Here is a 24,861-nt window from a genome sequence, read left to right on the forward strand (position 1 = left end):
CGTCAAAAGAAGAAAGAGGGGTAGTCGTGAATCACTCATTTCGATCGATATGGAACGAGGCCGCCGGCTGCTGGGTCGCGGTTGCGGAAACGGCTCGGGCGCGCGGCAAACGCTCGGGCAGCGAATCGGGTGCAAGCCGCCGCACCGCGCGCGCAACGACGCGCCGGTCGCCGCTGCGCGTCGCCGCGCTCGGCGCCGCACTGGCGGCACTGTCGGCCGGCTCCGCGCATGCATCGACGTGCGGCAACGGCACGGCCGTCGCGAACGGCGGCACCTGCGTGCCCGGCAGTTTCAGCCCGACCGTCAACGACAACCTGGCCGGCTCCGCCACCGTGTCGGGCGGCGACACCGTCGGCATGTCGGGCGCATGGACCGCCGACGGCGGCGACCCGGGCTACACCCTCACGCCGATCGGCAGCACGACCATCGTGTCGGGCAACCCGAACCAGCCGCTGCTGTCACTCGGCGGCAAGACGCACAGCGTCAGCACGCCCGACTCGATCACCGGCACCCGCACGTCGGTCGCGACCTACGATTCGTCCGCGTTCTCGACGTCGACGGCCGGCGCGACCGAAGTGCCCGTCTATCACGACGTGAACGGCGATCAGTATGTGAACACGCGCATCGGCACCGTCGCCGCCACCGGCGGTACGCTCAACGTGTCGATCGGCAATGCGGCGAACGCCCCCGATGCAGCCGGCAACGCGATCTCGATGGCCGCGAAGGCGACCGACCTTACCCTCGCGGACGGCACGGGTTCCGCGACAAGCACCGTCAACTGGAATTCGCGCAACCAGATCCGGTTCACGACCGGCGACTATCTTGCGGACGGCGGCGCGGTCGGCACCCGCCAGCTCGACGTGCCGACCTACGCGGGCACCTTCACCGCATTCGACGGCAGCACGTGGCAGGTGACCGACGCCGCCTCGCTCGCCGCGTACAACGATTTTCTCGTGCGCTCGGTGCAGAGCGGCGCGCTCGGCTCGCAGGCTGCCTACGACAGCGCATTCAGCCAGGCCGTCACGTTCTCGCAGCAGGCCTTCCAGTATCAGAACACTGTGTCCGCCGGCGACAAGAACACGCTGCCGATCGATCACCTGTCGGTGATGCACGGCACGGGCGCGAACGCGACGCTGCAGATCGGCAAGGACGGCCAGATCGACTTCCGCGGCGTCAACACGATCGTCTCGAGCTCGGCCGTCCTCGCGGAAAACGGCGCGCACTTCATCAACGACGGCCGCCTGTCGGGTGACTTCACGCTGGTGCGCCTGCTGAGCGGTGCGAGCGGCGTCAACAACGGCGTGATCTCGTCCGGGTACGCATCCGGCGACGACTTCGACACGAGCGGCAGCGCGCCGCCGAACAACTTCAACTACAACGCGTACACCGAAGGCAACGGCGTGTTTGCGAACGGTGCGGGCACGTCGTTCGTCAACAACGGCGTGATGAACGTCGGCGCGTGGACGCTGGACGGCAACCGCCCCGACCTGCAGAACTACGCGGTCGCCGTGACAGGCGGCGCGATGGCGTCGAACGCCGGCACGATCAACGTCGGCGTCAACGCGACGACGCTCGACAGCCAGGTGATCGGCGGCCTCGTCGCCGGCGGCAGCTTCACGAACGAAGCCGGCGGCACGATCTATCTCGGCCGCTCGGCGCAGTACGCGCCCGGTCAGACGGCAAACGACGTCGCGCTCACCGCGCACGCGTACGGCATCCTGCTCGGCGCATCGGGCACCGCGAGCAACCTCGGCACGATCGTGATCGGCGCGCAGACGCAGAACGGCGCCGCGCTGGCGAGCATCGGCTCGACCGCCGGCGCGCTGACCAACGCGGGCACGATCGTCGTCAACGGCGCCGCGCCCGGCACGCCGCTCGCCAACGTCGGCATGCTCGCCGCCGACACCGCCGCGACCGTGACCAACACGGGCACGATCACGCTGAATGGTGTGAACGGCATCGGCATCATGGTCGTCGGGACCGGCACGAACGCGACGGCCGCGACGTCGACCGGCACGATCAACGTGGCCGGCGGCCTCGATCCCGCGTCGGGCACGCGCAACTACGGCGTGTGGGCCGAGGGGCCGCTCGCGAAGGCCACGCTCGACGGCGCGCTCAACCTGACGGGCGCCGGCGCGATCGGCGTGCATGCGCGTTCGGGCGCGACGATCGACGTCGGCGCGAACGCCGTGCCGGCCTTCATGTCCGGCACGAACCAGATCGGCTTCTATGCATACGGCACGGGCTCGAAAATCAACGTCGCCGCGCAGCACCTGAGCGTCGACACCGACGATTCGACGCTGTTCCGCGTCGCGGGCGGCGCGGCCTACACGGGCACGTCGACGGCCGGCGCGCTGACGACCGACGTCAACGGCCAGCGGGCGCGCGGCGTGCTCGCGACCGACGCCGGCACCACGCTGTCGACCGGCAACGCGATCTACAACGTCAACGGCGCGAACGGCATCGCGATCGCGGTGGAAGGCGGCGCGAAGGGCACGATCGACGCGGGCGCGACGATCAACCTGAACGCGGCCGGCGCGACCGCGGGCATCGTCGACGGGCAGGCGCACGACCTCGCCGGCGCGAATGCCGGCGCACCGGTCGCGACGACGCTGACCAACAACGCTGCCGTCACGTCGTCGACCGCCGGCGTGACCGGTTTCATCGCGCAGAACCTCGGCACGCTCGAGAACCGCAGCACGGTGTTGCTGACCGGCGCCGGCTCGACGGGCGTCGTGGCCGGCACGCTCGGCACGGTGAACAACGCATCGACGATCCGCGTCGCCAACGGCACGGGCGCGCTCGTGCAGGGTGCGTCGGCCACGCTCGCCAATGCGGGTTCGATCGAAGCCGACGACGGCCTGGCGGGCGTACGCCTGACGGGGGCCGGCGCATCGGTCGCGCTGTCGGGCGCCGGCACCGTCATCGCGAACGGCAGCGCCGACGGCGTGCTGATCGACTCGACCGTCACGGGCGGCGGTATCGCGGCCGGCGCGACGTCGATCGCGGTCGGCGGATCGGGCAGCGGGATCCGCAACCTCGGTGCGAATGCAACGATCGCGCTGTCCGGCACGCAGGTCGCCACGACCGGCAACGGCGCCGCCGGCCTCACGTCGACCGGCGCGGGCGCGCGCATCGCGACCGATGTGGCCACGGTCGTCCGCGCGGCGGGCGCCGATGCGCGCGGCCTGTCCGTGTCGGGGGCCGATTCCACGCTCACGGCCAACGGGACGACCGTCGCGACGACCGGCACGAATGCCCATGCGATCGTCATGGACGGTGGCGCGACGGCCCTGCTGTCGGGCGCGAAAGTCACCGCATCAGGTAATGCAGCCGACGGCATCGTCGCGCAAAACGGCGGCCGCATCGCCGATACGGGTTCGTCGCTCGCCAGCGCGGCCGGCAACGGCGCCACCGCGAACAGCGGCGGCGTGCTCGCGTTGACCGGCACGACGCTCACGGGCGCGACGGCCGGCGTGCTGACGTCGGACACGCTCGCGAACGGCGCGACCAGCTCGGTACTCGTCGACGGCGGCAGCGTGACGTCCGCCACCGGGCCGGCCTTCGCCGCGCGCGGCGGCACCGCCGACATCGCGGTGCGCAACGGCACGGTCGTGACGGCCGGCAACGGCACGCTGCTGAACCTCGCGAACGGCAGCAACGTGACGTTCAACGCATCGGCGGTGAACCTCGCGGGCGACATCGTTTCCGACGCATCCAGCACCGGCAACGTGTTCCTCGCGAACGGCACGACGCTGACCGGGAAGATCGACCCGGTCGCGCTGACCGTCGACGGCACGAGCACGTGGCGCATGACGGGCAGCTCGGTCCTGAGCCGCCTGAACAACGCGGGCCTCGTCGCGTTCGCCGCGCCGACCGGCTCGCCGACGCTGACCGGCAGCTACAAGACGCTGACGACCGGCGGCTACGTCGGCAACGGCGGCACGATCGCGCTGAACACGTATCTGGGCGCCGACGCGTCGCCGACCGACCGGCTGATCGTGAACGGCGGCGCGGCGAGCGGCACGACCGGCCTGAAGATCGCCAACACGGCCGGCACCGGCGCGCAGACGACCGGCGACGGGATTCCCGTGGTCGTCACGGCCAACGGCGGCACGACCGCCGCGTCGGCGTTCCATCTCGCGGGCCCGGTACAGGCCGGCGCGTACGAGTACCGACTCTATCGCGGCGGCCAAAGCGATGCGAACGGCTGGTACCTGCGTTCGCAGCTCGACCAGACCGACCCCGGCGACCCGATCCACCCGTCGGGCAGCGGCGACGGCGGCAACAACGGGAATGGAAATGGCAACGGCGGCGGCGCGCTCGCGTATCGTCCGGGCGTCTCTGGCTACGCGATGACGCCGCTGCTGAACGCCGACTACGGCTTCTCGACGCTCGGCAGGCTGCACGAGCGCGTCGGCGATATCTACAACGTCGAGAAGCAGCAGCCCGGCAATCGCGACGGCGTGTGGGGGCGCATCGGCGGCCAGAGCCTCGATGCGAACGCGGGCCGTTTCTCGGCCGACGAACGCACGTTCTTCGCGCAGTTCGGCAAGGACTGGACCCTCGACCAGGCGCCGAACGGCGCCGGCAGCACGCACGCGGGCGTGACGGCCAGCATCGGCGTGTCGAATGCGAGCTTCAGCGACATGGCGCGCGCGGGCTCACCCAACCTGTCGACGTCGACGGGCTCGGTCGAGACGCACGCGCAGAGCGTCGGCGGCTACTGGACGCGCTACCTGTCCGACGGCACCTACTTCGACAGCGTCGGGCAGGTCACGCACTACGGCAACCGCTATCGCGACAGCTACGGCAACGAGGCGTCGCAGAACGGCTTCGGCGTCGCGCTGTCGCAGGAAGTCGGCAAGCCGTTCGCGATCGGCGCGTTGCCGGTCGCGGTCGAGCCGCAGGCGCAATTGATGTATCAGTACCTGAAGCTGAACGGGTTCAACGACAACGTGTCGGCCGTATCGGGCACGACGACGAATGCGCTGCGCGGCCGCGTCGGCGTGCGCATCTTCCGGCCGAACCTCCAGTCGGACGCGGGCGGCGGCGCCGCGACGCCGTACTTCACGGCCGACGTGCTGCATGACTTCCTGTCGCCGGGCCAGACGGTCGTCGGCGGCACGCCGTTCGCGACGCATCTCGGGCGCACCTGGTACGAGCTCGGCGTCGGCGTGACTGCCGGCTTCGGCAAGTCGGGGGAGTTGTACGCGAACGTGAAATATGCGCGCAACATCGGCGGCGATTACCGGCGCGGGATCGTCGGGCAGGTCGGCTACCGGTACAGCTGGTAACGCCCGATACAGGAACCCGTCCGCCGGCGGTGGGCGGCGGACGAAAAAAAACCGCCCGGCGCTCGGCCGGGCGGTTTTCGCATCCCGCGCACATGAAGCGCGCGATGCACCAGCGCTCAGTGCAGGATCTTCGCGAGGAAGTCCTTCGCGCGTTCCGACTTCGGGTTCGCGAAGAACTCTTCCTTGCGGTCGTCCTCGACGATCGCGCCCTGGTCCATGAAGATCACACGATGGGCGACCTTCTTCGCGAAGCCCATTTCGTGCGTGACGACCATCATCGTCATCCCTTCCTGCGCGAGTTCGACCATCACGTCGAGCACTTCGTTGATCATCTCGGGATCGAGCGCGGACGTCGGCTCGTCGAACAGCATCGCGATCGGGTCCATCGACAGCGCGCGCGCGATCGCGACCCGCTGCTGCTGGCCGCCTGACAACTGGCCCGGAAACTTGTGCGCATGCGCCTTCAGGCCGACGCGATCGAGCAGCTTCATGCCCTTCTCGTTCGCTTCGTCCTTGCCGCGGCCGAGCACCTTGACCTGCGCGAGCGTCAGGTTCTCGGTGATCGACAGGTGCGGGAACAGCTCGAAGTGCTGGAACACCATCCCGACCTTCGAGCGCAGCTTCGACAGGTTCGTCTTCTTGTCGCCGACCGACTGGCCGTTCACGAGGATCTCGCCCTGCTGGAACGGCTCGAGGCCGTTCACGGTCTTGATCAGCGTCGACTTGCCCGAGCCCGACGGGCCGCACACGACGACCACCTCGCCTTTCTTGACCTCGGTCGTGCAGTCGGTGAGGACCTTGAACTGGCCGTACCACTTCGAAACGTTCTTGATGGAAATCATCTTGTGACCTTTTTCTGGAGACCCTTGACGAGAGCAGACGCCAACGAGCAAATCACGAAATAGCATGCGCCGGCGAACAGGACCATCTCGACGGTCGTGCCGTCGCGATCGCCGACGTTGGCGGCCGTGCGGAAGAAGTCCGCGAGACTGATCACGTACACGAGCGACGTATCCTGGAACAGGACGATCGCCTGCGTGAGCAGCAGCGGCACCATCGCGCGGAACGCCTGCGGCAGGATCACGAGGCGCATCGCGTGCGCGTAATTCATGCCGAGCGCAAACGCGGCATTCGCCTGCCCGCGCGGCACCGCCTGGATGCCGGCACGGATGATCTCGGAATAATACGCGGCTTCGAACAGCGAGAACGCGACCATCGCCGAGGCAAGGCGAATGTCGATCGTCGGCGACAGCCCGAGCACGCCCTGCAGCAGCTGCGGCACGATCAGGAAGAACCACAGCAGCACCATCACGAGCGGGATCGAGCGGAACACCGTCACGTACGCTTTCGCGAACCACGCGAGCGGCTTCACGCCGGACAGCCGCAGCAGCGCCAGCAGCGTGCCCCAGACGATGCCGACGACGATCGCGATCAGCGTGATCTTGAACGTGACGATCGCACCGGTCCACAGCGTCGGTATCGCGCCGGGAATACTACTCCAGTCGAACTGATGCATCACTTGCCTCCGATGTAGCCGGGCAGCCGCGTGCGGCCTTCGATCCAGCGCATGAACCCCATCACGACGAGGTTGATGAGCACGTACGCGAGCGTCACCGCGATGAACGACTCGTAGGTCTGCGCGGTGTAGTCGACGAGCTGGCGCGCCTGCGCGGACAGGTCGAGCAGGCCGATCGTCGACGCGACCGCCGAGTTCTTGAAGATGTTCAGGAATTCGGACGTGAGCGGCGGCACGATGATCCGGTACGCGACCGGCAGCAGCACGTAGCGGTACGTCTGCCATTGCGTGAAGCCCATCGCGAGGCCGGCCGCGCGCTGGCCCTTCGGCAGCGCGTTGATCCCCGAGCGCACCTGTTCGCACACGCGCGCGCCGGTGAACAGGCCGAGACAGACGATCGATGCGGTAAAGAACTGCGTGCCGGGCGGCAACTGCTTGATCCAGGTGCCGATCGACGCGGGCAGCAATTCCGGCACGACGAGGTACCAGATGAAGAACTGCACGATCAGCGGAATGTTCCGGAAGATCGACACGTACACGGTGCCGATCGCGGCGAGCCATTTGTTCGGCACGGTGCGCAGCACGCCGAACAGCGATCCGACGATCAGCGCGATGACCCAGGCGACGAGCGACACTTCGATCGTCACCCAGAAGCCGGACATCAGCCATCCGAAATAAGTCGTCGGCTCGCCGGTCGACACGGGGCTCAGAAAGATGCCCCAGTTCCAGTGGTAAGACATGGGCAAGACTCCAGCAAAAAGAAACGGAAGAAGCGTGGCCTCTTCCGTCTCATTAGCGTCATTTCTGCATCAACAGCCGTGTGGTCAGTCGAGCGCCTTGTCGTTCGGGTTCGCGTACAGCTTCTTCATCGACTCGGACAGCGGGAAGTTCAGGTTCAGCCCCTTCGGCGGGATCGGGCTCTCGAACCACTTCGCGTAGATCTTCGCGGCTTCGCCCGACTTCTCGACTTGCGAGATTGCGTCGTCGACGACCTTCTTGAAGTCGGTATCGCCCTTGCGCATCATGCAGCCGTACGCCTCTTCCGATTGCGGCGTGCCGACGATCGCCCACTCGCCCGGCTGCTTCGCCTTCGCGCGTTCGCCCGCGAGCAGCGCGTCGTCCATCATGAACGCGACCGCGCGGCCCGATTCCAGCGTGTTGAACGAATCGCCGTGATCCTTCGCGCTGATGATGTTCATGCCCAGCTGCTTGTCGTTGTTCATCTTGCGCAGCAGGCGCTCCGACGTCGTGCCGGCAGTCGTCACGACCGTCTTGCCCTTCAGGTCCGCGAAGTCCTTCACGCCGGAATCCTTCTTCGTCATCAGGCGCGTGCCGATCACGAAGATCGTGTCGGAGAATGCAGCCTGCTGCTGACGTTCGGTATTGTTGGTCGTCGAGCCGCACTCGATGTCGACCGTGCCGTTCTGCACGAGCGGGATGCGGTTCTGCGACGTGACCGGGATATTCTTGACCTGCAGGTTCGGCAGGTTCAGCTTCTTCTTCACCGCGTCCACGACCTTCATCTGGAAGTCGCGCGAATAGCCGACCACCTGCTGGTTCTGGTCATAGTAAGAGAACGGAATCGACGATTCGCGGTGGCCCAGCGCGATCACGCCCGTGTCCTTGATCTTCTTCAGCGTGCCCGTCTCCTGAGCGTGCGCGCCGCTTGCGAACGCGCAAAGCGCCGCGACCATCAGGACTGCCTTGTGGTATTTCATTTTGGTCATCTCCTTGGCTAAAACCCGCGCCAGTGTATCAAAGTAATATTTTTGAAAGTACTGGTTGTTTACCGCACTACGAATCGCCCGGTGCGAAGCCTTCCTCTCGGCTTCGGGCACGCCGAATGCGCGCGCGGGCGATGCCGGATCCGGCATCGCCCGCGAGGGTTCATATCAGCAATCGGGTGGATTGCGTCATGAATCGTTCATGGTCGACAATCAGGGGTAGAGGCCGCGCATTTCGCGCGCCATCAGGATGCGCTTGCACGCGACGATGAACGCCGCCGTACGCACCGTCACCTTGTGCTCTTCCGCGACCGCCCACACGCCGGCGAACGCTTCGCGCATCACGCGCTCGAGACGATGGTTGATCTCGTCTTCCGTCCAGAAGAAGCTCGAGAAATCCTGCACCCACTCGAAGTACGACACGGTCACGCCGCCTGCGTTCGCGATCACGTCGGGGATCACGAGCACGCCGTTCGCGCTCAGGATGTCGTCGGCCGCCGTCGTGGTCGGGCCGTTCGCGCCTTCGACGACGATCTTCGTGCGAATCTTCGCCGCGTTCTTCTCGGTGATCTGGTTTTCCAGCGCCGCCGGGATCAGGATGTCGGTTTCGACCGTCCAGAACTCGTCGTTCGGCATCGGCTCGGCGCCTTCGAAGCCCGCGACGCCGCCCGTGCGTGCGACGTGGTCGAGCAACTGGTTCGAATCGAGGCCGGCCGGCTGGTAGATCGTGCCCGTGTGATCCTGCACCGCGATCACCTTCGCGCCCGCTTCCTGGAACAGCTTCGCCGCGATGCCGCCGACGTTGCCGAAGCCCTGCACCGCGATGCGTGCGCCTTCGATCTCGAGGCCCTTCTTCTTCGCCGCTTCGCAGCCGACGACGAACACGCCGCGGCCCGTCGCTTCCTTGCGGCCGAGCGAACCGCCGAGCGCGATCGGCTTGCCGGTCACGACGCCGGTCGACGTCTGACCCTGGTTCATCGAGTAGGTATCCATCATCCACGCCATCACCTGTTCGTTGGTGTTGACGTCCGGCGCCGGGATGTCGGTGTTCGGGCCGATGATGATGCCGATTTCGCTGGTGTAGCGGCGCGTCACGCGCTCGAGCTCACCGCGCGACAGCTTGCGCGGGTCGACGCGGATGCCGCCCTTCGCGCCGCCGTACGGCACGTTCACGGCTGCGTTCTTCACGGACATCCATGCCGACAGCGCCATCACTTCCGACAGCGTCACGTCCTGGTGGTAGCGCACGCCGCCCTTGCCCGGGCCGCGCGACACGTTGTGCTGCACGCGATAGCCCTCGAAGTGCGCGACGGTGCCGTTGTCGAGCTCGATGGGGCAGTCGACGATCAGGATGCGCTTCGGACGCTTCAGCGTTTCGAGCCAGCGCGACAGCGAACCGAGGTACGGCGCGACGCGATCGACCTGCCGAAGGTAGTTGCCCCACGGGCCGAGATCGTCGGCGTGCAGGTAGGACGGGATGGACTGCTGTTGCGAAGACATGGAAACTCCAACGTTCAACGGATTGCGCACATTGTCGAAAAACCCGTTTTTTTTATCCAATGCCGTTTGTTTATTCGATTATGCGTTTCTTGCATGATCGCGATTTTTCGCAAAATCGCGGTCGATTTGCGCAAGAACGCCCGCGATCGGCCGTGCATCGCGTTCGTGAAAAATCGGATTGGATAGACGCGGGCCGGCCGCCGGACAGCCGGTCGACAGGCGCTGCAAGGCCGCCGTCAGCCGGCCGGGCCGATCGGCCGGATTAACCGTCGGCGGTTAACCTGTGGTCTCGCGCAGTTCGTCGCGCACGACGTCCCATAGCCCGCGCACGAGCTTCTGCCGCGGATCGTCGCCCTGCAGCGCGAGCTTGTCGCAGTACAGCCGGATCTCCATCGTCAGCGTGAACGGATGCGCGCCGCCGCGCGCCGACCGGTCGAGCCGGATCAGCCGGCCGCCCGCGACCGCATCGTCGACCGCGCTGTGCGGCAGGAACGCGACGCCGTGGCCCGCGAGCGCCATCGCCTTCAGCCCTTCGGCCATGTCGGTTTCGTACACGCGATCGAGGAACAGCCGCGTCGGCGCGTTCGCGATGATGACTTCGGTCATCCGGCCGAGATACGCGTTCGGCGTATACGACAGATACGGCACGCGCGCCTCGGGCGTGCCCGGCAGCGTATGGCGCGGCCGGCCCGCGCGGCCGGGCGCCGAGAACGGGCTGATCGGCTCGCTGCCGAGGATCAGCATGTCGTAGCGAGCGGGGTCGAGCGCGACCGGGTGGCTCGGGTGGTGGTAGCCCATCACGAGGTCGCAGCCGCCCTCGACGAGCGATAGCACCGCATCGTGCACGTTCAGCGCGCGCAGCCGCGTGTGAACCTGGCCCATCTTCGCCTCGATCCGCTCGAGCCAGCGCGGGAAATAGGTGAGCGACAGCGTGTGCGGCACCGCGAATTCGATCGTCGGCACCGGCGCGCCGACGTGGCCGCGCAGCAGCGTCCTCGCCTCGTGCGCCTGCGACAGCATCGTCAGCGCCTGCTCGTAGAAGATCTGCCCGGCCTGCGTGAGCCGCGTCGGATAGACCGAACGATCGATCAGCTCGGTCGCGAGCCACGCCTCGAGCGCCTGGATGCGCCGCGAAAACGCCGGCTGCGACACGTGCCGCAGCTCGGCGGACCGGCTAAAGCTGCGCGTTTCCGCGAGCGAGACGAAGTCTTCGAGCCATTTCAGTTCCATGCAGGCGGGCGCGGCGGGCGGCGGTCGGGAAGAAGCCTGCATTCTACCGGCGGGCGGGCCCGGCCGGCGGCCTGGCGGACGGCCCGGCGAGCCGGCGCGAGCGCCCATCGGCACGCCATTCGCGCGCTGCCCCGGCGCCGCCCGGGCGGCGCGCGCCCGCGGCAACCGCAGCCGGACCGGTTCGGCCGGGATTGGCCCGCGCCAATGGTAAAATGCCGGATTCTCCTTCCCCTCGCTCGACCCGGCCCCAAGGCCCCGCCCGATCATGTCCGACACTCGTCCCGATACGCTTTTCGCCCTCACCGCGCTCTCGCCCATCGACGGCCGCTACGCCAGCAAGACCGAAGCGCTGCGCGACTGGCTCTCCGAAGCCGCCTTCATGCGCCACCGCGTCACCGTCGAGGTGCACTGGCTGATCGCGCTGTCGCGCGCCGGCTTCGCGGAAGTCCCGCGCTTCTCGGAAGCGTCCGAGCAGTTCCTGCTGCAGCTCGCCGAGCGGTTCACCGCGCACGACGCCGCGCGCATCAAGGAAATCGAGCGCGTGACGAATCACGACGTGAAGGCCGTCGAATACTGGCTGAAGGAATCGGTGAAGGGCCAGGCCGAACTCGAGCAGGCAAGCGAATTCATCCACTTCGCGTGCACGTCCGAGGACATCAACAACACGTCGCACGGGATGATGCTCGCCGGCGCGCGCGAACACGTGATCCTGCCGGCGCTGCGCACGGTCTACCAGCGCCTCGTCGCGCTGTCGCACGCGCACGCCGAACAGCCGATGCTGTCGCGCACGCACGGCCAGCCGGCCAGCCCGACGACGCTCGGCAAGGAGCTCGCGAACGTCGCCGCGCGCCTCGCCCGCGCGATCACGCGCATCGAGAAGGTCGAGATCCTCGGCAAGATGAACGGCGCGGTCGGCAACTTCAACGCGCACTTGTCTGCGTATCCGGAATTCGACTGGGAAGCGTTCTCGCGCGACGTGATCGAAAACCGCCTGAAGCTCACGTTCAACCCGTACACGATCCAGATCGAGCCGCACGACTACATGGCCGAACTGTTCGACGCCGTCGCGCGCGCGAACACGATCCTGCTCGACCTCGACCGCGACGTGTGGGGCTATATCTCGGTCGGCTACTTCAAGCAGAAGACGAAGGCCGGCGAAATCGGCTCGTCGACGATGCCGCACAAGGTCAACCCGATCGACTTCGAGAACTCGGAAGGCAACCTCGGCCTCGCGAACGCGACGCTGCGCCACCTCGCCGACAAGCTGCCGGTGTCGCGCTGGCAGCGCGACCTGACCGACTCGACGGTGCTGCGCAACATGGGCGTCGCGCTCGGCTACTCGCTGCTCGCGTACGACTCGCTGATCCGCGGCCTCGACAAGCTCGAAGTGAACCCGCAGCGCCTGAACGACGATCTCGACAACTGCTGGGAAGTGCTCGCGGAGCCGGTGCAGACGGTGATGCGCCGCTACGGCATCGAGAACCCGTACGAGCAGTTGAAGGAACTGACGCGCGGCAAGGGCATCACGCGCGAGGCGCTGCAGGAATTCGTCGGCACGCTCGCGATCCCGCAGGACGCGAAGGATCGCCTGCTCGCGATGACGCCGGCGTCGTACATCGGCAAGGCCGTCGAACTCGCGAAGCGGATCGCGTAAGCACCACCGGCGCCGGATGGAAAAAAGCCCAATGCGAGCGATCGCATTGGGCTTTTTGCTTTTCTGCCGATCAGAACGAGATCATCCGTCCCGGATTCAGCGCGCTCATCACGCTCATCGCGGCCTTCGCGGCGGGAATCGCGATCGGCGACAACTGCCGGCCAAGCGGAATCGCGCGATGGTCGATGCCCGTGAGCATCGAGAAATCGTCGTTGCGGCCGACGAAATCGTCGCAGATCGCCTTGCCGATCCGCACCGTCTGCGCGACGCCGTGGCCGCTCCAGCCCTGCACCATGTACATCGGCACGTGGCCGTCGGTCTTGCGGCTGTCGGTGGCGCCGTTCAGCGTGAAGTCGCTGACGCCGCTCCAGCAGTAGTCGAGCGCGAAGCTGCCGTCGGCCTGCGGAAACACCGTGTTCAACCGCGTCAGCAGATACGCGTTGACGTCGGGCTGCGCCCAGCAGCTGCCGGTGCCCTGCCCGCCGAACAGCAGGCGGTTGCCGCGCACCGGCCGGTAGTAGTCGATCTGGAACTGCGTGTCGTACACCGGCATGCCGGCCGGCATCAGCGTCGCGACGTCGACGTCGAGCGGCGCCGTCACGCTCACGTACGTGAAGAACGGCACCGTGGTCGCCGCGCCGTCGTCGAGCAGCCGGAACGTCGTGTTGTGCAGCGCGAGCACGACGCCGCGGCGGGCGGTGATCGTGCCGCCCGGCGTCGTCGCGACGACGCCCGCGGGCGTCTCGTCGAGCTCGAGCACCTCGGTGCCCTCGAACAGCGCGCCGCCGTTCAGCCGAAAGCCGTGCACGAGGCCGCGCACCAGCGCGAGCGGATGGATCTGGCCGCCGGTCGCGTCGATCGCCGCGCCGTGATACAGCCCCGAGCGCACGTATTCGTCGTGCAGCTGATGGCGACCGACGAGCGTCACGCCGGCGTCGCCGAGATGGCGGCGCGCATCCGCGCCGTCGAGCAGCGCGCTCATGTGGCCGGGGTGAACCGCCGCCGTGATGTGGCCGCGCTTGCGGTCGAGATCGAGCGCGTAACGCGCGCCGATCTCGTCGATCAGGCCCATCGACTCGGCCGACGCGAAGCGCCACAGCCGCTTCGCATCGTCGTGCGACAGGTTCTCGATCATGTCGGCGGCTTCCCAGCGCGCGAGGCCGGGCGTGAGCTGCCCGCCGTTGCGGCCCGATGCGGCCGAGCCGACGTGATGCTTGTCGACGAGGATCGTGTCGACACCCGCTTCCGCGAGATGCAGCGCGGCCGATGCGCCGAGCAGGCCCGCGCCGATCACGAGCACGTCGCAGACGGCGTCGTGCGCGAGCGGCGCGGTGTTTTCATGGCGCGACAACGACGCTTCGTACCAGTTGGCGGGACGCTCGCCGTCGTAGCGGGCCGGATCGCACCAGTTCCAGTTGTCTTTTTCGATGTTCAGTTGCGTTTGCCCGAAACGCGATTCGCCCCGGATCAGGGGTGGGTGATTGGAATTCATGATTGCACTTGCATGGTCTTGGCCGCCTGTCGATGAGCCTGCTGGCTTCGCGGGTGGGGCAGCCGGTTCCACATGGGTGTCAACGAGAAAAGGGGCGCGATGGCCCGTGTTGACGGCAGGCACGCTCGTGCCGCCTGGATCCCGGACTGTGCGAAAGCACGTCTTGAAAGGTGCCGGGACACCCAATTTCTACACCGCAGAAATAATTCTACAGTGTAGAATAAGCTTTCGTCAAGTTTACAGCCGGCGCCGTGCCGGCCTGCCAGCCCGCCTCGATGAAAGACAAACCCGCCCAGGGCCCGCGCGGCCTCGACAAGGACGCGATCGTCGCGGCCGCGCTCGCGCTGCTCGAAGACGTCGGCGAAGCCGCGTTCAGCGTGCGCAAGCTCGCGCAATCGATCGGCTGCGACCCGATGAGCGTGCTGTATCACTTCAAGTCGAAGGATGGCCTGAGCCGCGCGATCGCGAATACGCTGTCGCGCTCGCTCGTGCCGGTCGACCCGTCGCAGCCGTGGCGCGAACGGCTGCGCGACCTCGCGCGCCAGTACCGCGCGCTCGCGCTGCGCTACCCGGCCGCGTTCGCGCTGCTGCAGCGGCACATGAGCACGGGGCCGGCCGATCTCGCGCACATCGAGGCCGTGCATCGCGCGCTGACCGACGCCGGCATCCCGCGCGCGGCGCTGCCGTCGGTATGCGTCGGCTGGTACGCGAGCGTGATCGGCCTCGCCGCCGCCGAAGCGGGCGGCCTCACGCGCGCCGCGAACGACGTCGAGCTCGCGGAAATGCACGCGCTGTCCGACGCCGGGCATCCGCTCGTCAAGTCGGCCACCCCGCTCTACGCGCAGCTCGATCCGGCCGTCGTGCACGACACGATGCTCGACGTGCTGCTCGACGGCATCGCGCAACGCGCGCGCACGGCCTGACCGGCGTCCGCGCCGCCAACGAAAAAGGCGCCCGAAGGCGCCTTTTCCATCACGATGACCGCGAACCGCGCTCAGTGCGGGTGCGCGAGGCCGATCTTCAGCATGACCTGATCGACGATCTGCTCGGGCGTCAGCTCGATGCTGACCTCGATTGCTTCGTCCGGGCCCGGCTCCTCGAGCGTGTCGAGCTGGCTCTTCAGCAGCGACGGATCGAAGAAATGGCCGGTGCGGCTCTTCAGGCGCTCGTGCAATACCTCGAACGTGCCCTTCAGATACACGAACCGCACGTCGGTATCGGTGCCGCGCAGCACGTCGCGGTACGAGCGCTTCAGCGACGAGCACGTGAACACGGCGGTTTCGCCCGCGCGCTGCTTTTCCTCGATGGCCGCGCGAATCGTGCGCAGCCACGGCCAGCGGTCTTCATCGGTCAGCGGAATGCCGTGGTGCATCTTTTCCTTGTTCGCCGCGCTGTGAAACGCGTCGCCATCGGTATAGCTGCACGACAGGCGTTCCGCCAGCATTTCGCCGATCAGCGACTTGCCCGCGCCCGACACGCCCATTGCGATCAGAATCATTGACTACCCCTTGTTACAGAACCAGGCTCAGCAGCAGCGTAAAGCTCAGACCGAGCACCGAGATGATGGTTTCAAGCAGCGACCAGGTCTTGAACGTCTGGCCGACCGTCATCCCGAAATATTCCTTGATCAGCCAGAAACCGCCGTCGTTCACGTGCGAGAAGATCAGCGAGCCCGAGCCCGTCGCGAGCACCAGCAGTTCCGGGCGGGCCGTCGTGCCGGCCGCCGCAGCGATCGGCGCGACGATGCCGCAGGCCGTCGTCATCGCGACCGTCGCCGAACCCGTCGCGAGACGCATCAGCGCCGCGACGAACCAGCCGAGCAGCAGCGGCGACAGATGCGCGTGCTTCGCGGTCTCGACGATCTGCTGCGAGATCCCGCTCTCGCGCAGGACGCCGCCGAAGCCGCCGCCCGCGCCGACGATCAGCGTGATCCCGGCGATCGGTGCCAGGCACTCGCCGCAGAACTTCTGGATCTGGTCGCGGTTGAAGCCCTGCAGCTTGCCGAACGTGAAAAAGCTCACGAGCACGGCGATCAGCAGCGCGACGTCCGAGTTGCCGGCAAAGCGCAGCAGGTTGTTCGGCAGCGACTTCGGTGCGAACACCAGGTCGGCCCAGCTGCCGACGAGCATCAGCACGACGGGCAGCAGGATCGTGAACAGCGTGATGCCGAAGCTCGGCAGTTCGCGCTTGCGACCGTCCGTGTGCGTATCGACGAACTGCGATGCGAGCGGGTTGTTTTCCGGCAGCTTCACGAACTTCGAGATCATCAGCGCGAACAGCGGGCCCGCGATGATCGCGGTCGGCACGCCGACGATCAGGCCGAAGGCGATCGTCTTGCCGATATCGGCGCCGTATTGCTGGACGGCCAGCAGCGCGGCCGGGTGCGGCGGGATCAGCCCGTGCACGACCGACAGGCCGGCCACCATCGGCAGGCCGACGACGAGTAGCGACTTGCCGGTGCGCTTCGCGACGTTGAACGCGATCGGGATCAGCAGCACGAAGCCGACTTCGAAGAACACCGGCAGGCCGACGATGATCGCGACGAACATCATCGCCCAGTGGATGTTCTTTTCACCGAACCAGTCGATCAGCGTGGTCGCGATCCGTTCGGCGCCGCCCGATTCGGCCATCATCTTGCCGAGCATCGTGCCGAGGCCGACGACGATCGCAATGTGGCCGAGCGTGCCGCCGGTGCCCGTTTCGAACGACTTGACGATCTTGTCCATCGGCATGCCGACGACGAGACCGAGGCCGAGCGAAACGATGATCAGCACCAGGAACGGGTAGATCTTGTAGCGCGCGATCATCAGGATCAGCGCGGCAATCGCGATCAGCGTGAATACGAGCAGCATGCTGCCTTGGACGGCCCCCATGTGGCACTCCTCCTAGAATTGTTCGAACCGGGCGAGTCGTTGCGAGTATGCCCGGCTATGCAGGTCTCCGAAACACGGGGGTACCCCCCGTCAGGACGCTGAATTTTACTTATCTTTGCGATCCGCGGATAGAACCGGTTCCATCAGCAAAAACCCTCGGTAAAACAAGCACTAACGCTTGCTTTCCGAGGGTCAAACCGTCATCGGACACAAGTTTTAACGGGGCAGCTGGCTCGCCGCTTGCGCGAGGCGCGTGACTTCGGCCCAATCCTGCGCGGCGAGCGCGGCCTTCGGCGTGAGCCACGAGCCGCCGACGCACACGACGTTCGGCAGTTTCAGGAAGTTTGGCGCGGTGTCGACCGTGATGCCGCCGGTCGGGCAGAACTTCAGCGCCGGGAACGGGCCGTGGAACGCCTGCAGCATCGGCACGCCGCCCGCCTGCTGCGCGGGGAAGAATTTCACGATGTCGTAGCCGAATTCGAGCGCCTGGATGATGTCGCTCGGCGTCATCACGCCCGGCAGCAGCGGCAGGCCCGCGTCGAGCGACGCGAGATGCAGTTCCTTCGTCAGGCCCGGCGACACGCCGAACTTCGCGCCCGCGCGCTTCGCCTGCGCGCAGTGCTCGGGCTTCGTGATCGTGCCGACGCCGACGACGATGTCGTCCGCGAGCTGGCTCGCGCGCTGGATCGCCTCGAGGCCCGCCGGCGTGCGCAGCGTGATCTCGAGCACCTTCACGCCGCCCGCGTGCAATGCCCGCGACACGTTTTCGCCCTGCTCGACCGAGTCGAATGCGAGCACCGGGATGACCGGGCCCAGCTTCACGATTTCAGCAATCGTCTTCATTGAATTGGCTCCTTGAAATTCATGCGGCGACACTGACGGCCGTTTCGCCGATCAGCGTCCCGAAAACCGATGCGCCCTGCTCGGCCGGCGCCGCGGCCGCGCGGAACACGCCGAACAGTTCGCGCCCGAAACCGACTTCGTTCTCGGCCTGGTGCTGCGGCTGCGCGACCCGGCGCGCGTGCCACTCGGCGTCGTCGACCTCGATGTCGAGCACGCCGGCTTCCGCGTCGATCACGAGCGTATCGCCCGTCTTCACCTTGCCGAGCGGGCCGGCCAGCAGCGCTTCCGGCGACACGTGGATCACGGCCGGCACCTTGCCCGACGCGCCCGACATGCGGCCGTCGGTCACCAGCGCGACATGGAAGCCCTGATCCTGCAGCACGCCGAGCAGCGGCGTCAAACGGTGCAGCTCGGGCATGCCGTTGGCGCGCGCGCCCTGGAAGCGCACCACCGCGACGAAATCGCGCTTCAGCTCGCCGCGATCGAACGCTTCCTGCACGGCTTCCTGCGAGTCGAACACGATCGCGGGCGCCGTCACCTTGCGGTGCTCCGGCGCGACCGCCGAAATCTTGATCACGCCGCGGCCGAGCCGGCCCTGCATCAGGCGCAGGCCGCCGTCCGGCTGGAACGGGTCGCGAATGCCGCGCAGCACCTTCGTGTCGTGGCTCTCGGCCGCGCCGTCGACCCACGTCAGCTTGCCGTCGAGCAGCTTCGGCTCCTTCGTGTAGTGCGCGAGCCCCTTACCGGCGACCGTCGTCACGTCCTCGTGCAGCAACCCGCCTTCGAGCAGGTTGCGTACCAGGAACGCGACACCGCCGGCCGCGTGGAAATGGTTCACGTCGGCCTTGCCGTTCGGGTAGATCTTCGCGAGCAGCGGCACGACGGCCGACAGCTCGTCGAAGTCGTTCCAGTCGATCAGGATGCCGGCCGCGCGCGCGATCGCGACGAGGTGCAGCGTGTGGTTGGTCGAGCCGCCCGTCGCGAGCAACGCGACGATCCCGTTGACGATCGCCTTTTCGTCGATCACATGGCCGATCGGCGTGTAGTGGCCGCGCTCGACGGTCAGGTCGAGCACACGGCGCGCGGCCTCGGCCGTCAGCGCGGTGCGCAGCGGCGTATGCGGGTGAACGAATGCCGAGCCCGGCAGGTGCAGCCCCATCAGCTCCATCAGCATCTGGTTGCTGTTCGCGGTGCCGTAGAACGTGCAGGTGCCATGGCCGTGATACGCGGCCGATTCGGCTTCGAGCAGCGCGTCGCGGCCGACTTGGCCGGTCGCGAACTGCTGGCGGATCTTCGCCTTGTCGTCGTTCGACAGGCCGCTCGTCATCGGGCCGGCCGGCACGAAGATCGTCGGCAAGTGGCCGAACTGCAGCGCGCCGATCAGCAGGCCCGGCACGATCTTGTCGCAGATGCCGAGACAGAGCGCCGCGTCGAACATGTTGTGCGTGAGCGCGATCGCGGTACCCATCGCGATCGCTTCGCGCGAGAACAGCGACAGCTCCATCCCCGGATTGCCCTGCGTGACGCCGTCGCACATCGCCGGCACGCCGCCCGCGAACTGCGCGACACCGCCGTTCTCGCGCGCGGCCGCCTTGATGATCTCGGGGAAATCCTTGTACGGCGCGTGCGCGGACAGCATCTCGTTGTACGAGGACACGATGCCGATGTTCGGCTCGCGGATCGCCTTGATCGCGAATTTGTCGTTGCCCTCGAGGCCCGCGAAGCCGTGCGCGAGGTTCGCGCACGACAGCGCGCCGCGTGCCGGGAACTTGCCTTGCGCGCCGTCGATGCGCTGCAGATAGGCGGAACGGGTCGATTGGCTGCGGGCGATCACGCGTTCGGTGACCTTCGCCAGAGTGGGGTGCAGCGACGTCATGCTGGGCGCTCCTGTATGCCGGCCGACACCGGCGGTTGGAATCGTGGGGACGGTCGAGCTTCGTCGATCGAACGAAGGCAGTCTAGTAGAAAAACTACAAGCATGCAATGCGGATCGACTCGCCCGCAACCCTCATTCCCGCCACCAGCAAGGCTTTAATCAGTGAAAACCCTAATTCCCCTTGTTAGCCCTACGTCGAAACCGTCGCTATTTCGCTAGTATTTTCATGTAGATTTTCTACAATTCGATTGCGATACACTCCCTCATCCGAACCCGATTTCCACGTGCCGTCCCATGCTGCCTCGCATTGAAGCGATCCGCGCCGAGCTGCGCCCGTCCGAGCGCAAGCTCGCCGACTACATTCTCGCCGCGCCGCGCGAGGTGCTCGACCTCGCGATGACCGAGCTGTCGACCCGCGCGGGCGTCAGCCAGCCGACCATCGCGCGCTTCTGCCAGGCGCTCGGCTGCAGCGGCTTTCGCGAATTCAAGATCCGGCTCGCGCAGAGCGTCGCGCCGGGCGTGTCGTCGGTGTACCGCGACGTCGAGCCCGACGAACCGGCGCCCGGCATCATCGGCAAGGTGTTCGACCGCACGATCGGCGCGCTGATCGAGGTGCGCAACAGCCTGTCCGCGGGCAGCGTCGCCGACGCGATCGCGCTGCTGTCGAACGCGTCGCGCATCGAGTTCTACGGCGCCGGCGGCTCGGGCATCGCCGCGCAGGACATCCAGCACAAGTTCTTCCGGCTCGGCGTGCCGAGCGTCGCGTATTCGGATCCGCATACGTTCTCGATGTCGTCGGCGCTGCTCGGGCCGCACGACGTCGTCGTCGCGATCTCGAACACCGGCCGCACGCGCGACATCGTCGACGCCGCGCGCTCCGCGCTCGCGTGCGGCGCGAAAGTCGTCGCGATCACGCAGAGCCATTCGCCGCTCGCGAAGCTCGCGACGGTCAGCCTCGCGTCGAACGTCGCCGAGGAAACCGATGTGTTCTCGCCGATGACGTCGCGGATGTCGCATCTCGCGATCGGCGACATTCTCGCGGTCGGCGTCGCGCTGTCGCGCGGGCCGGCGCTGATGGAACGCGTCGGCCGCGCGAAGGAAGCGATCACGCGGCGCCGGATCGACGACCCGACGAAGGAGTAACAGTCGCGGAACGCCGCGCGTAAACGAACAACGGCGCCCCGAGGGGCGCCGTTGCGCATGATTCGACGGCGGCACATGCCACTGGCCGCGCCGCTCAGAACGGCTTGATCACCACCAGCGCGACCGCCGCGAGCATGCCGAGCACCGGCAGCTCGTTGAACACGCGATACCACTTGTCGGTGCGGCGGTTCTCGCCGCGCTCGAACACCCGCAGCAGGTGCCCGCAATACGCGTGGTAGATCACGAGCAGCAGCACGACCGTCACCTTCGCATGGATCCAGCCCTGCCCCTGCCCGATGCCGATCACGAGCCAGAGCCACAGCCCGCACGCGAGCGCCGGCACCGCGATCATCGTCATGAAGCGGAACAGCTTGCGCGCCATCAGCAGCAGGCGCCGCACCGCGGCCGGATCGGTCTCCATGGCCAGGTTCACGTAGATGCGCGGCAGGTAGAACAGCCCCGCGAACCACGCGGCGATCAGAACGACATGGAACGTCTTGACCCAGAGCATTGCCATGGTGGTGCGCCTCGCGGTTGACTTACTGACGGCCTTCGCCGTGCCCGAGCACCACGTACTTCAGCGACGTGAGCCCTTCCAGGCCGACCGGGCCGCGTGCGTGCAGCTTGTCGTTCGAGATGCCGATTTCCGCGCCGAGGCCGAATTCGAAACCGTCCGCGAAGCGCGTCGACGCATTGACCATCACGCTCGCCGAATCGACTTCGCGCAGGAACCGCATCGCGCGGTCGTGATCCTCGGTGACGATCGCATCCGTGTGATGCGAGCCGTAATGGTTGATGTGCTCGATCGCGGCGTCGAGCCCGTCGACGACCTTGATCGCGAGCACCGGCGCGAGATATTCGGTGTGCCAGTCTTCCTCGGTCGCGTCGACGAGCGGGCCGACGCCCGCGTCGGCGAGCACCGCGCGCGCGGCCGCGTCGACGCGCAGTTCGACCTGCTTGTCGCGATACAGCTTGCCGAGCGGCGGCAGCAGCTTCGCGGCGATGCCGCTGGATACGAGCAGCGTCTCCATCGTGTTGCAGGTGCCGTAGCGGTGCGTCTTCGCGTTGTCGCAGACGGTCAGCGCCTTCGCGACATCCGCACGATCGTCGACGTACACGTGGCAGATGCCGTCGAGGTGCTTGATCATCGGCACGCGCGCCTCGTTGATCAGCCGTTCGATCAGGCTCTTGCCGCCGCGCGGCACGATCACGTCGACGTATTCGGTCATCGTGATCAGCTTGCCGACCGCCGCGCGATCGGCCGTCGCGACGACCTGCACCGCGTCCTGCGGCAGCCCGGCCGCCTCGAGCCCTTCGCCGATCAGCTTCGCGAGCGCCGCGTTCGATTCGAGCGCCTCGGAGCCGCCGCGCAGGATCGTCGCGTTGCCCGACTTCAGGCACAGCGCGGCCGCGTCGATCGTCACGTTCGGGCGCGACTCGTAGATGATGCCGATCACACCGAGCGGCACGCGCATCTGGCCGACCTGGATCCCGCTCGGGCGGAACTTCAGGTTGCCGATCTCGCCGATCGGATCGGCCAGCGACGCGACCTGACGCAGCCCTTCGACCATCGTGTTCAGCGCCTTGTCCGACAGCGTCAGGCGGTCGACGAACGCCGCATCGAGCCCCTTTTCACGGGCGCGGGCGACGTCGCGCGCATTCGCATCCTTCAGCGCCTGCGCGTCGCGTTCGATCGCACGGGCCACCGCGTCGAGCGCCGCGTTCTTCGCGGCCGTGCTGGCGCGCGCCATCGCGCGGGAAGCGTGCCGGGCGCGACGGCCCAGGTCGGTCATGTACTGATCGATATCCATCGTGTGACTCGAGAAGCGAGCCGCGCGGAGCGGCATGAATTCGTGGGGAAGCGTGGGGCGGCCATCCGGAACGGCTATCCGGGTGGACGGCCATCCGTGCGGGGCGGCGGCCGCAAGGCCGCGCCGCGTAGGGCGGCGCCCCGGTCATCGAAACATTGTAAGCGGGTTGCGCAGTGCGCGCTGAAGGCCCGAACGGGACTTAGCGTCGCACGCGACCCGCGGTCGGCGGTCGCTCGCCGCGGGCGCCCGCGACCGTCATCGCGAGCTGGAACAGCCCGTCCCACGGGTCGGGCGGCGGTTCGTCCTGCGCGCGGCGGCCCGGCACGACGGCCGTGAGCCCCTTGACCTGCCGGTCGAGCTTCGCGGCGAACGCGAGCGCCTGTTCGAGCACCGCCTCCGACACGCGGTTCAGCGCGGGCGCGATCAGCCGCTCGCGCGGCCCCCACACGCGGTTCTCGCGCAGCAGCGTCGCGAGCGGCTTGCCGGCCGTCGTGCCGCGCTTGATCCGCAGCAGCGTGCGCAGTTCCTCGACGACGGCCCACATCACGAGCACGATCGCCTCGCCCTCGCCCTTCAGCCCGTCGATCATCCGCGCGAGCCGCGCGGCGTCGCCGGCGAGCATCGCTTCGTTCAGCTTGAACACGTCGTAGCGCGCGACGTTCAGCACCGCGTCGTGCACCTGCTCGAACGATAGCGCACCCTGCGGATACAGCAACCCGAGCTTCTGGATTTCCTGGTGCGCGGCGAGCAGGTTGCCCTCGACGCGCTCGGCGATGAACTGCAGCGCGCGGCGCCCGTCGTCGCCCGGCGCGGCACGCTGGCCCTGCATCGACAGACGCTGGCCGATCCAGTTCGGCAGTTGCGCACGGTCGACCGGATCGATCTTCAGCGCGACGCCGCCGTTCTGCAGCGCGGTAAACCATGCGGATTTCTGCGTGGCCGCGTCGAGGCGCGGCAACGTGACGAGCATCAGTGCGTCCGGATTGGGCGTGGCCGCGAGCGTCTTCAGCGCATCGGCGCCTTCCTTGCCGGGCTTGCCCGACGGAATGCGCAGCTCGATCAGCTGGCGCTCGCCGAACAGCGACATCGCCTGGGTCGCGCCGAGCAGCACGCTCCAGTCGAAGCCGCGCTCGACCGTATGCACCGAACGCTCGGTGAAGCCGGCCGCGCGCGCGGCCGCACGAATGCGGTCGCACGCTTCCTGCGCGAGCAGCGGCTCGTCGCCGTAGACGGTATAGAGCCCGGCCAACCCCTTCGCGAGGTGCGGCTCCAGCGCATCAAGTCGCAATTGCATCGCTGCGTGCGCCCGCGATCAGAGCGGCGGCGGCGGCAGCGGCGCGCGCGGCGCCACGCCCGGCACCACGTCCTCCGGCGCCGGCGTCAGCGAGTGGACGATCGCGAGACGCCGCATCAGCTGGTCGACCGCGTCGTTCTGCATGTCGCCGTACAGGATGTCGGCTTCCTGCGCCTTCGCGTTCGTGTACTGGTCGCTGTACGTCATCGCGCGGTTCAGCGCGATCGCGCTCGGCGGGATCAGCACGGTGCCGTCCTTGCTCGTCAGCGTGTAGTTCAGCGTGTAGAACAGCGCGTATTCCTGCGCGGAGCCGTACTTGTTGAGCGTCAGCGTGTTCTGGCCACGCGACTCCCACATGCGCAGCACGGCGTCGGCGTCGTCCGCCGACTTGACGATCTTCGTGTCGCTGCCGGCCTGGACGAGGCGCGTGAGCCGCGCCTCGACGGGCGCCGGCGCACCGGCCACGAACAGCTGCTTGAACGCGTAGTCCTGCTGGCCGCGCAACTGGAAGCCGCATGCCGACAGCACGACCGCGCTGCCGACGAGCATCAAAAACGATCTGCGGATCACCTTCGCTCCTTCTGGGTACGTCCGACGGCCGGCGGCCG

19 protein-coding genes are annotated in these 24,861 nt (G+C 67.4%); 4 read left to right on the forward strand and 15 right to left on the reverse strand.

The window, feature by feature from the left end:
• Positions 1–26: 26 nt before the first annotated feature.
• Complete coding sequence (locus tag HWX03_RS13455; protein WP_175871547.1) at positions 27–5,297, forward strand: autotransporter outer membrane beta-barrel domain-containing protein; 5,271 nt, start codon at positions 27–29, stop codon at positions 5,295–5,297.
• A 116-nt stretch (positions 5,298–5,413) separates the two neighbouring features.
• On the opposite strand, the gene HWX03_RS13460 is transcribed toward HWX03_RS13455, so the two are convergent.
• The 6 genes from HWX03_RS13460 to HWX03_RS13485 all read right to left on the reverse strand — a co-directional run bounded on the left by HWX03_RS13460 (position 5,414) and on the right by HWX03_RS13485 (position 11,267).
• Positions 5,414–6,139, reverse strand: coding sequence for an amino acid ABC transporter ATP-binding protein (locus HWX03_RS13460; protein ID WP_175871548.1), 726 nt, complete (start codon positions 6,137–6,139; stop codon positions 5,414–5,416).
• Positions 6,136–6,813: a glutamate/aspartate ABC transporter permease GltK gene (gltK, locus tag HWX03_RS13465; protein WP_174429912.1), complete on the reverse strand. Its 678-nt coding sequence runs from the start codon at positions 6,811–6,813 to the stop codon at positions 6,136–6,138. Before gltK ends, HWX03_RS13460 begins: the two co-directional genes overlap by 4 nt.
• Complete coding sequence (locus HWX03_RS13470; RefSeq protein ID WP_175871549.1) at positions 6,813–7,553, reverse strand: amino acid ABC transporter permease; 741 nt, start codon at positions 7,551–7,553, stop codon at positions 6,813–6,815. The genes gltK and HWX03_RS13470 overlap by 1 nt, the downstream gene beginning before the upstream one ends.
• Before the next feature lie 84 nt (positions 7,554–7,637).
• On the reverse strand, positions 7,638–8,531 hold the full coding sequence (locus HWX03_RS13475) for a glutamate/aspartate ABC transporter substrate-binding protein (RefSeq protein ID WP_175871550.1): 894 nt from the start codon (positions 8,529–8,531) through the stop codon (positions 7,638–7,640).
• A gap of 219 nt (positions 8,532–8,750) precedes the next feature.
• Positions 8,751–10,037: a Glu/Leu/Phe/Val dehydrogenase gene (locus HWX03_RS13480; protein WP_174386074.1), complete on the reverse strand. Its 1,287-nt coding sequence runs from the start codon at positions 10,035–10,037 to the stop codon at positions 8,751–8,753.
• Between the two features lie 276 nt (positions 10,038–10,313).
• Positions 10,314–11,267 (reverse strand): LysR substrate-binding domain-containing protein, encoded by a 954-nt coding sequence (locus HWX03_RS13485; protein ID WP_174386075.1) that lies wholly within the window; start codon positions 11,265–11,267, stop codon positions 10,314–10,316.
• Between the two features lie 265 nt (positions 11,268–11,532).
• Here HWX03_RS13485 and purB point away from each other — a divergent pair, with 265 nt between their 5' ends.
• Positions 11,533–12,921 carry an adenylosuccinate lyase gene (gene purB / locus HWX03_RS13490; protein ID WP_175820565.1) on the forward strand — a complete coding sequence of 463 codons (1,389 nt, stop codon included), beginning with the start codon at positions 11,533–11,535 and terminating at the stop codon, positions 12,919–12,921.
• Positions 12,922–12,991: 70 nt separating this feature from the next.
• Here the strand turns inward: purB and HWX03_RS13495 are convergent, their stop codons facing one another.
• The gene (locus HWX03_RS13495; protein ID WP_175871551.1) at positions 12,992–14,413 is read right to left on the reverse strand and encodes an FAD-dependent oxidoreductase; all 1,422 of its coding nucleotides are present in this window, start codon (positions 14,411–14,413) and stop codon (positions 12,992–12,994) included.
• 275 nt (positions 14,414–14,688) lie between these two features.
• Between HWX03_RS13495 and HWX03_RS13500 the strand changes: the two genes are divergently transcribed.
• Positions 14,689–15,336 (forward strand): TetR/AcrR family transcriptional regulator C-terminal domain-containing protein, encoded by a 648-nt coding sequence (locus HWX03_RS13500; RefSeq protein ID WP_175871552.1) that lies wholly within the window; start codon positions 14,689–14,691, stop codon positions 15,334–15,336.
• A 71-nt stretch (positions 15,337–15,407) separates the two neighbouring features.
• On the opposite strand, the gene HWX03_RS13505 is transcribed toward HWX03_RS13500, so the two are convergent.
• The 4 genes from HWX03_RS13505 to edd form a co-directional block, all read right to left on the reverse strand.
• A complete protein-coding gene (locus HWX03_RS13505) occupies positions 15,408–15,911 on the reverse strand; it encodes a gluconokinase (protein ID WP_174429919.1) in 504 nt (167 codons plus the stop codon).
• A gap of 13 nt (positions 15,912–15,924) precedes the next feature.
• Positions 15,925–17,286, reverse strand: a complete 1,362-nt coding sequence (locus tag HWX03_RS13510) for a GntP family permease (protein WP_174429920.1) — start codon at positions 17,284–17,286, stop codon at positions 15,925–15,927.
• 216 nt (positions 17,287–17,502) lie between these two features.
• Entirely contained in the window at positions 17,503–18,129 is a 627-nt protein-coding gene (gene eda, locus HWX03_RS13515) for a bifunctional 4-hydroxy-2-oxoglutarate aldolase/2-dehydro-3-deoxy-phosphogluconate aldolase (RefSeq protein WP_011544577.1), read from the reverse strand.
• Positions 18,130–18,148: 19 nt separating this feature from the next.
• Positions 18,149–20,005, reverse strand: a complete 1,857-nt coding sequence (gene edd, locus HWX03_RS13520; RefSeq protein WP_175871553.1) for a phosphogluconate dehydratase — start codon at positions 20,003–20,005, stop codon at positions 18,149–18,151.
• A 294-nt stretch (positions 20,006–20,299) separates the two neighbouring features.
• Between edd and HWX03_RS13525 the strand changes: the two genes are divergently transcribed.
• The gene (locus HWX03_RS13525) at positions 20,300–21,148 is read left to right on the forward strand and encodes a MurR/RpiR family transcriptional regulator (RefSeq protein ID WP_126359737.1); all 849 of its coding nucleotides are present in this window, start codon (positions 20,300–20,302) and stop codon (positions 21,146–21,148) included.
• A gap of 94 nt (positions 21,149–21,242) precedes the next feature.
• Here the strand turns inward: HWX03_RS13525 and HWX03_RS13530 are convergent, their stop codons facing one another.
• From HWX03_RS13530 to lptE, 4 genes are all read right to left on the reverse strand, one after another.
• Positions 21,243–21,665, reverse strand: coding sequence for a CopD family protein (locus tag HWX03_RS13530; RefSeq protein WP_128841871.1), 423 nt, complete (start codon positions 21,663–21,665; stop codon positions 21,243–21,245).
• A 22-nt stretch (positions 21,666–21,687) separates the two neighbouring features.
• A complete protein-coding gene (locus tag HWX03_RS13535) occupies positions 21,688–22,959 on the reverse strand; it encodes a glutamate-5-semialdehyde dehydrogenase (protein WP_175871554.1) in 1,272 nt (423 codons plus the stop codon).
• Positions 22,960–23,158: 199 nt separating this feature from the next.
• Entirely contained in the window at positions 23,159–24,253 is a 1,095-nt protein-coding gene (holA, locus tag HWX03_RS13540; protein ID WP_175871555.1) for a DNA polymerase III subunit delta, read from the reverse strand.
• Positions 24,254–24,271: 18 nt separating this feature from the next.
• Positions 24,272–24,823 (reverse strand): LPS assembly lipoprotein LptE, encoded by a 552-nt coding sequence (gene lptE, locus HWX03_RS13545; RefSeq protein WP_174429924.1) that lies wholly within the window; start codon positions 24,821–24,823, stop codon positions 24,272–24,274.
• Between the last annotated feature and the right edge of the window lie 38 nt (positions 24,824–24,861).

It is taken from the genome of Burkholderia sp. BCC0397, from assembly GCF_902832865.1.
Lineage (GTDB): Bacteria > Pseudomonadota > Gammaproteobacteria > Burkholderiales > Burkholderiaceae > Burkholderia.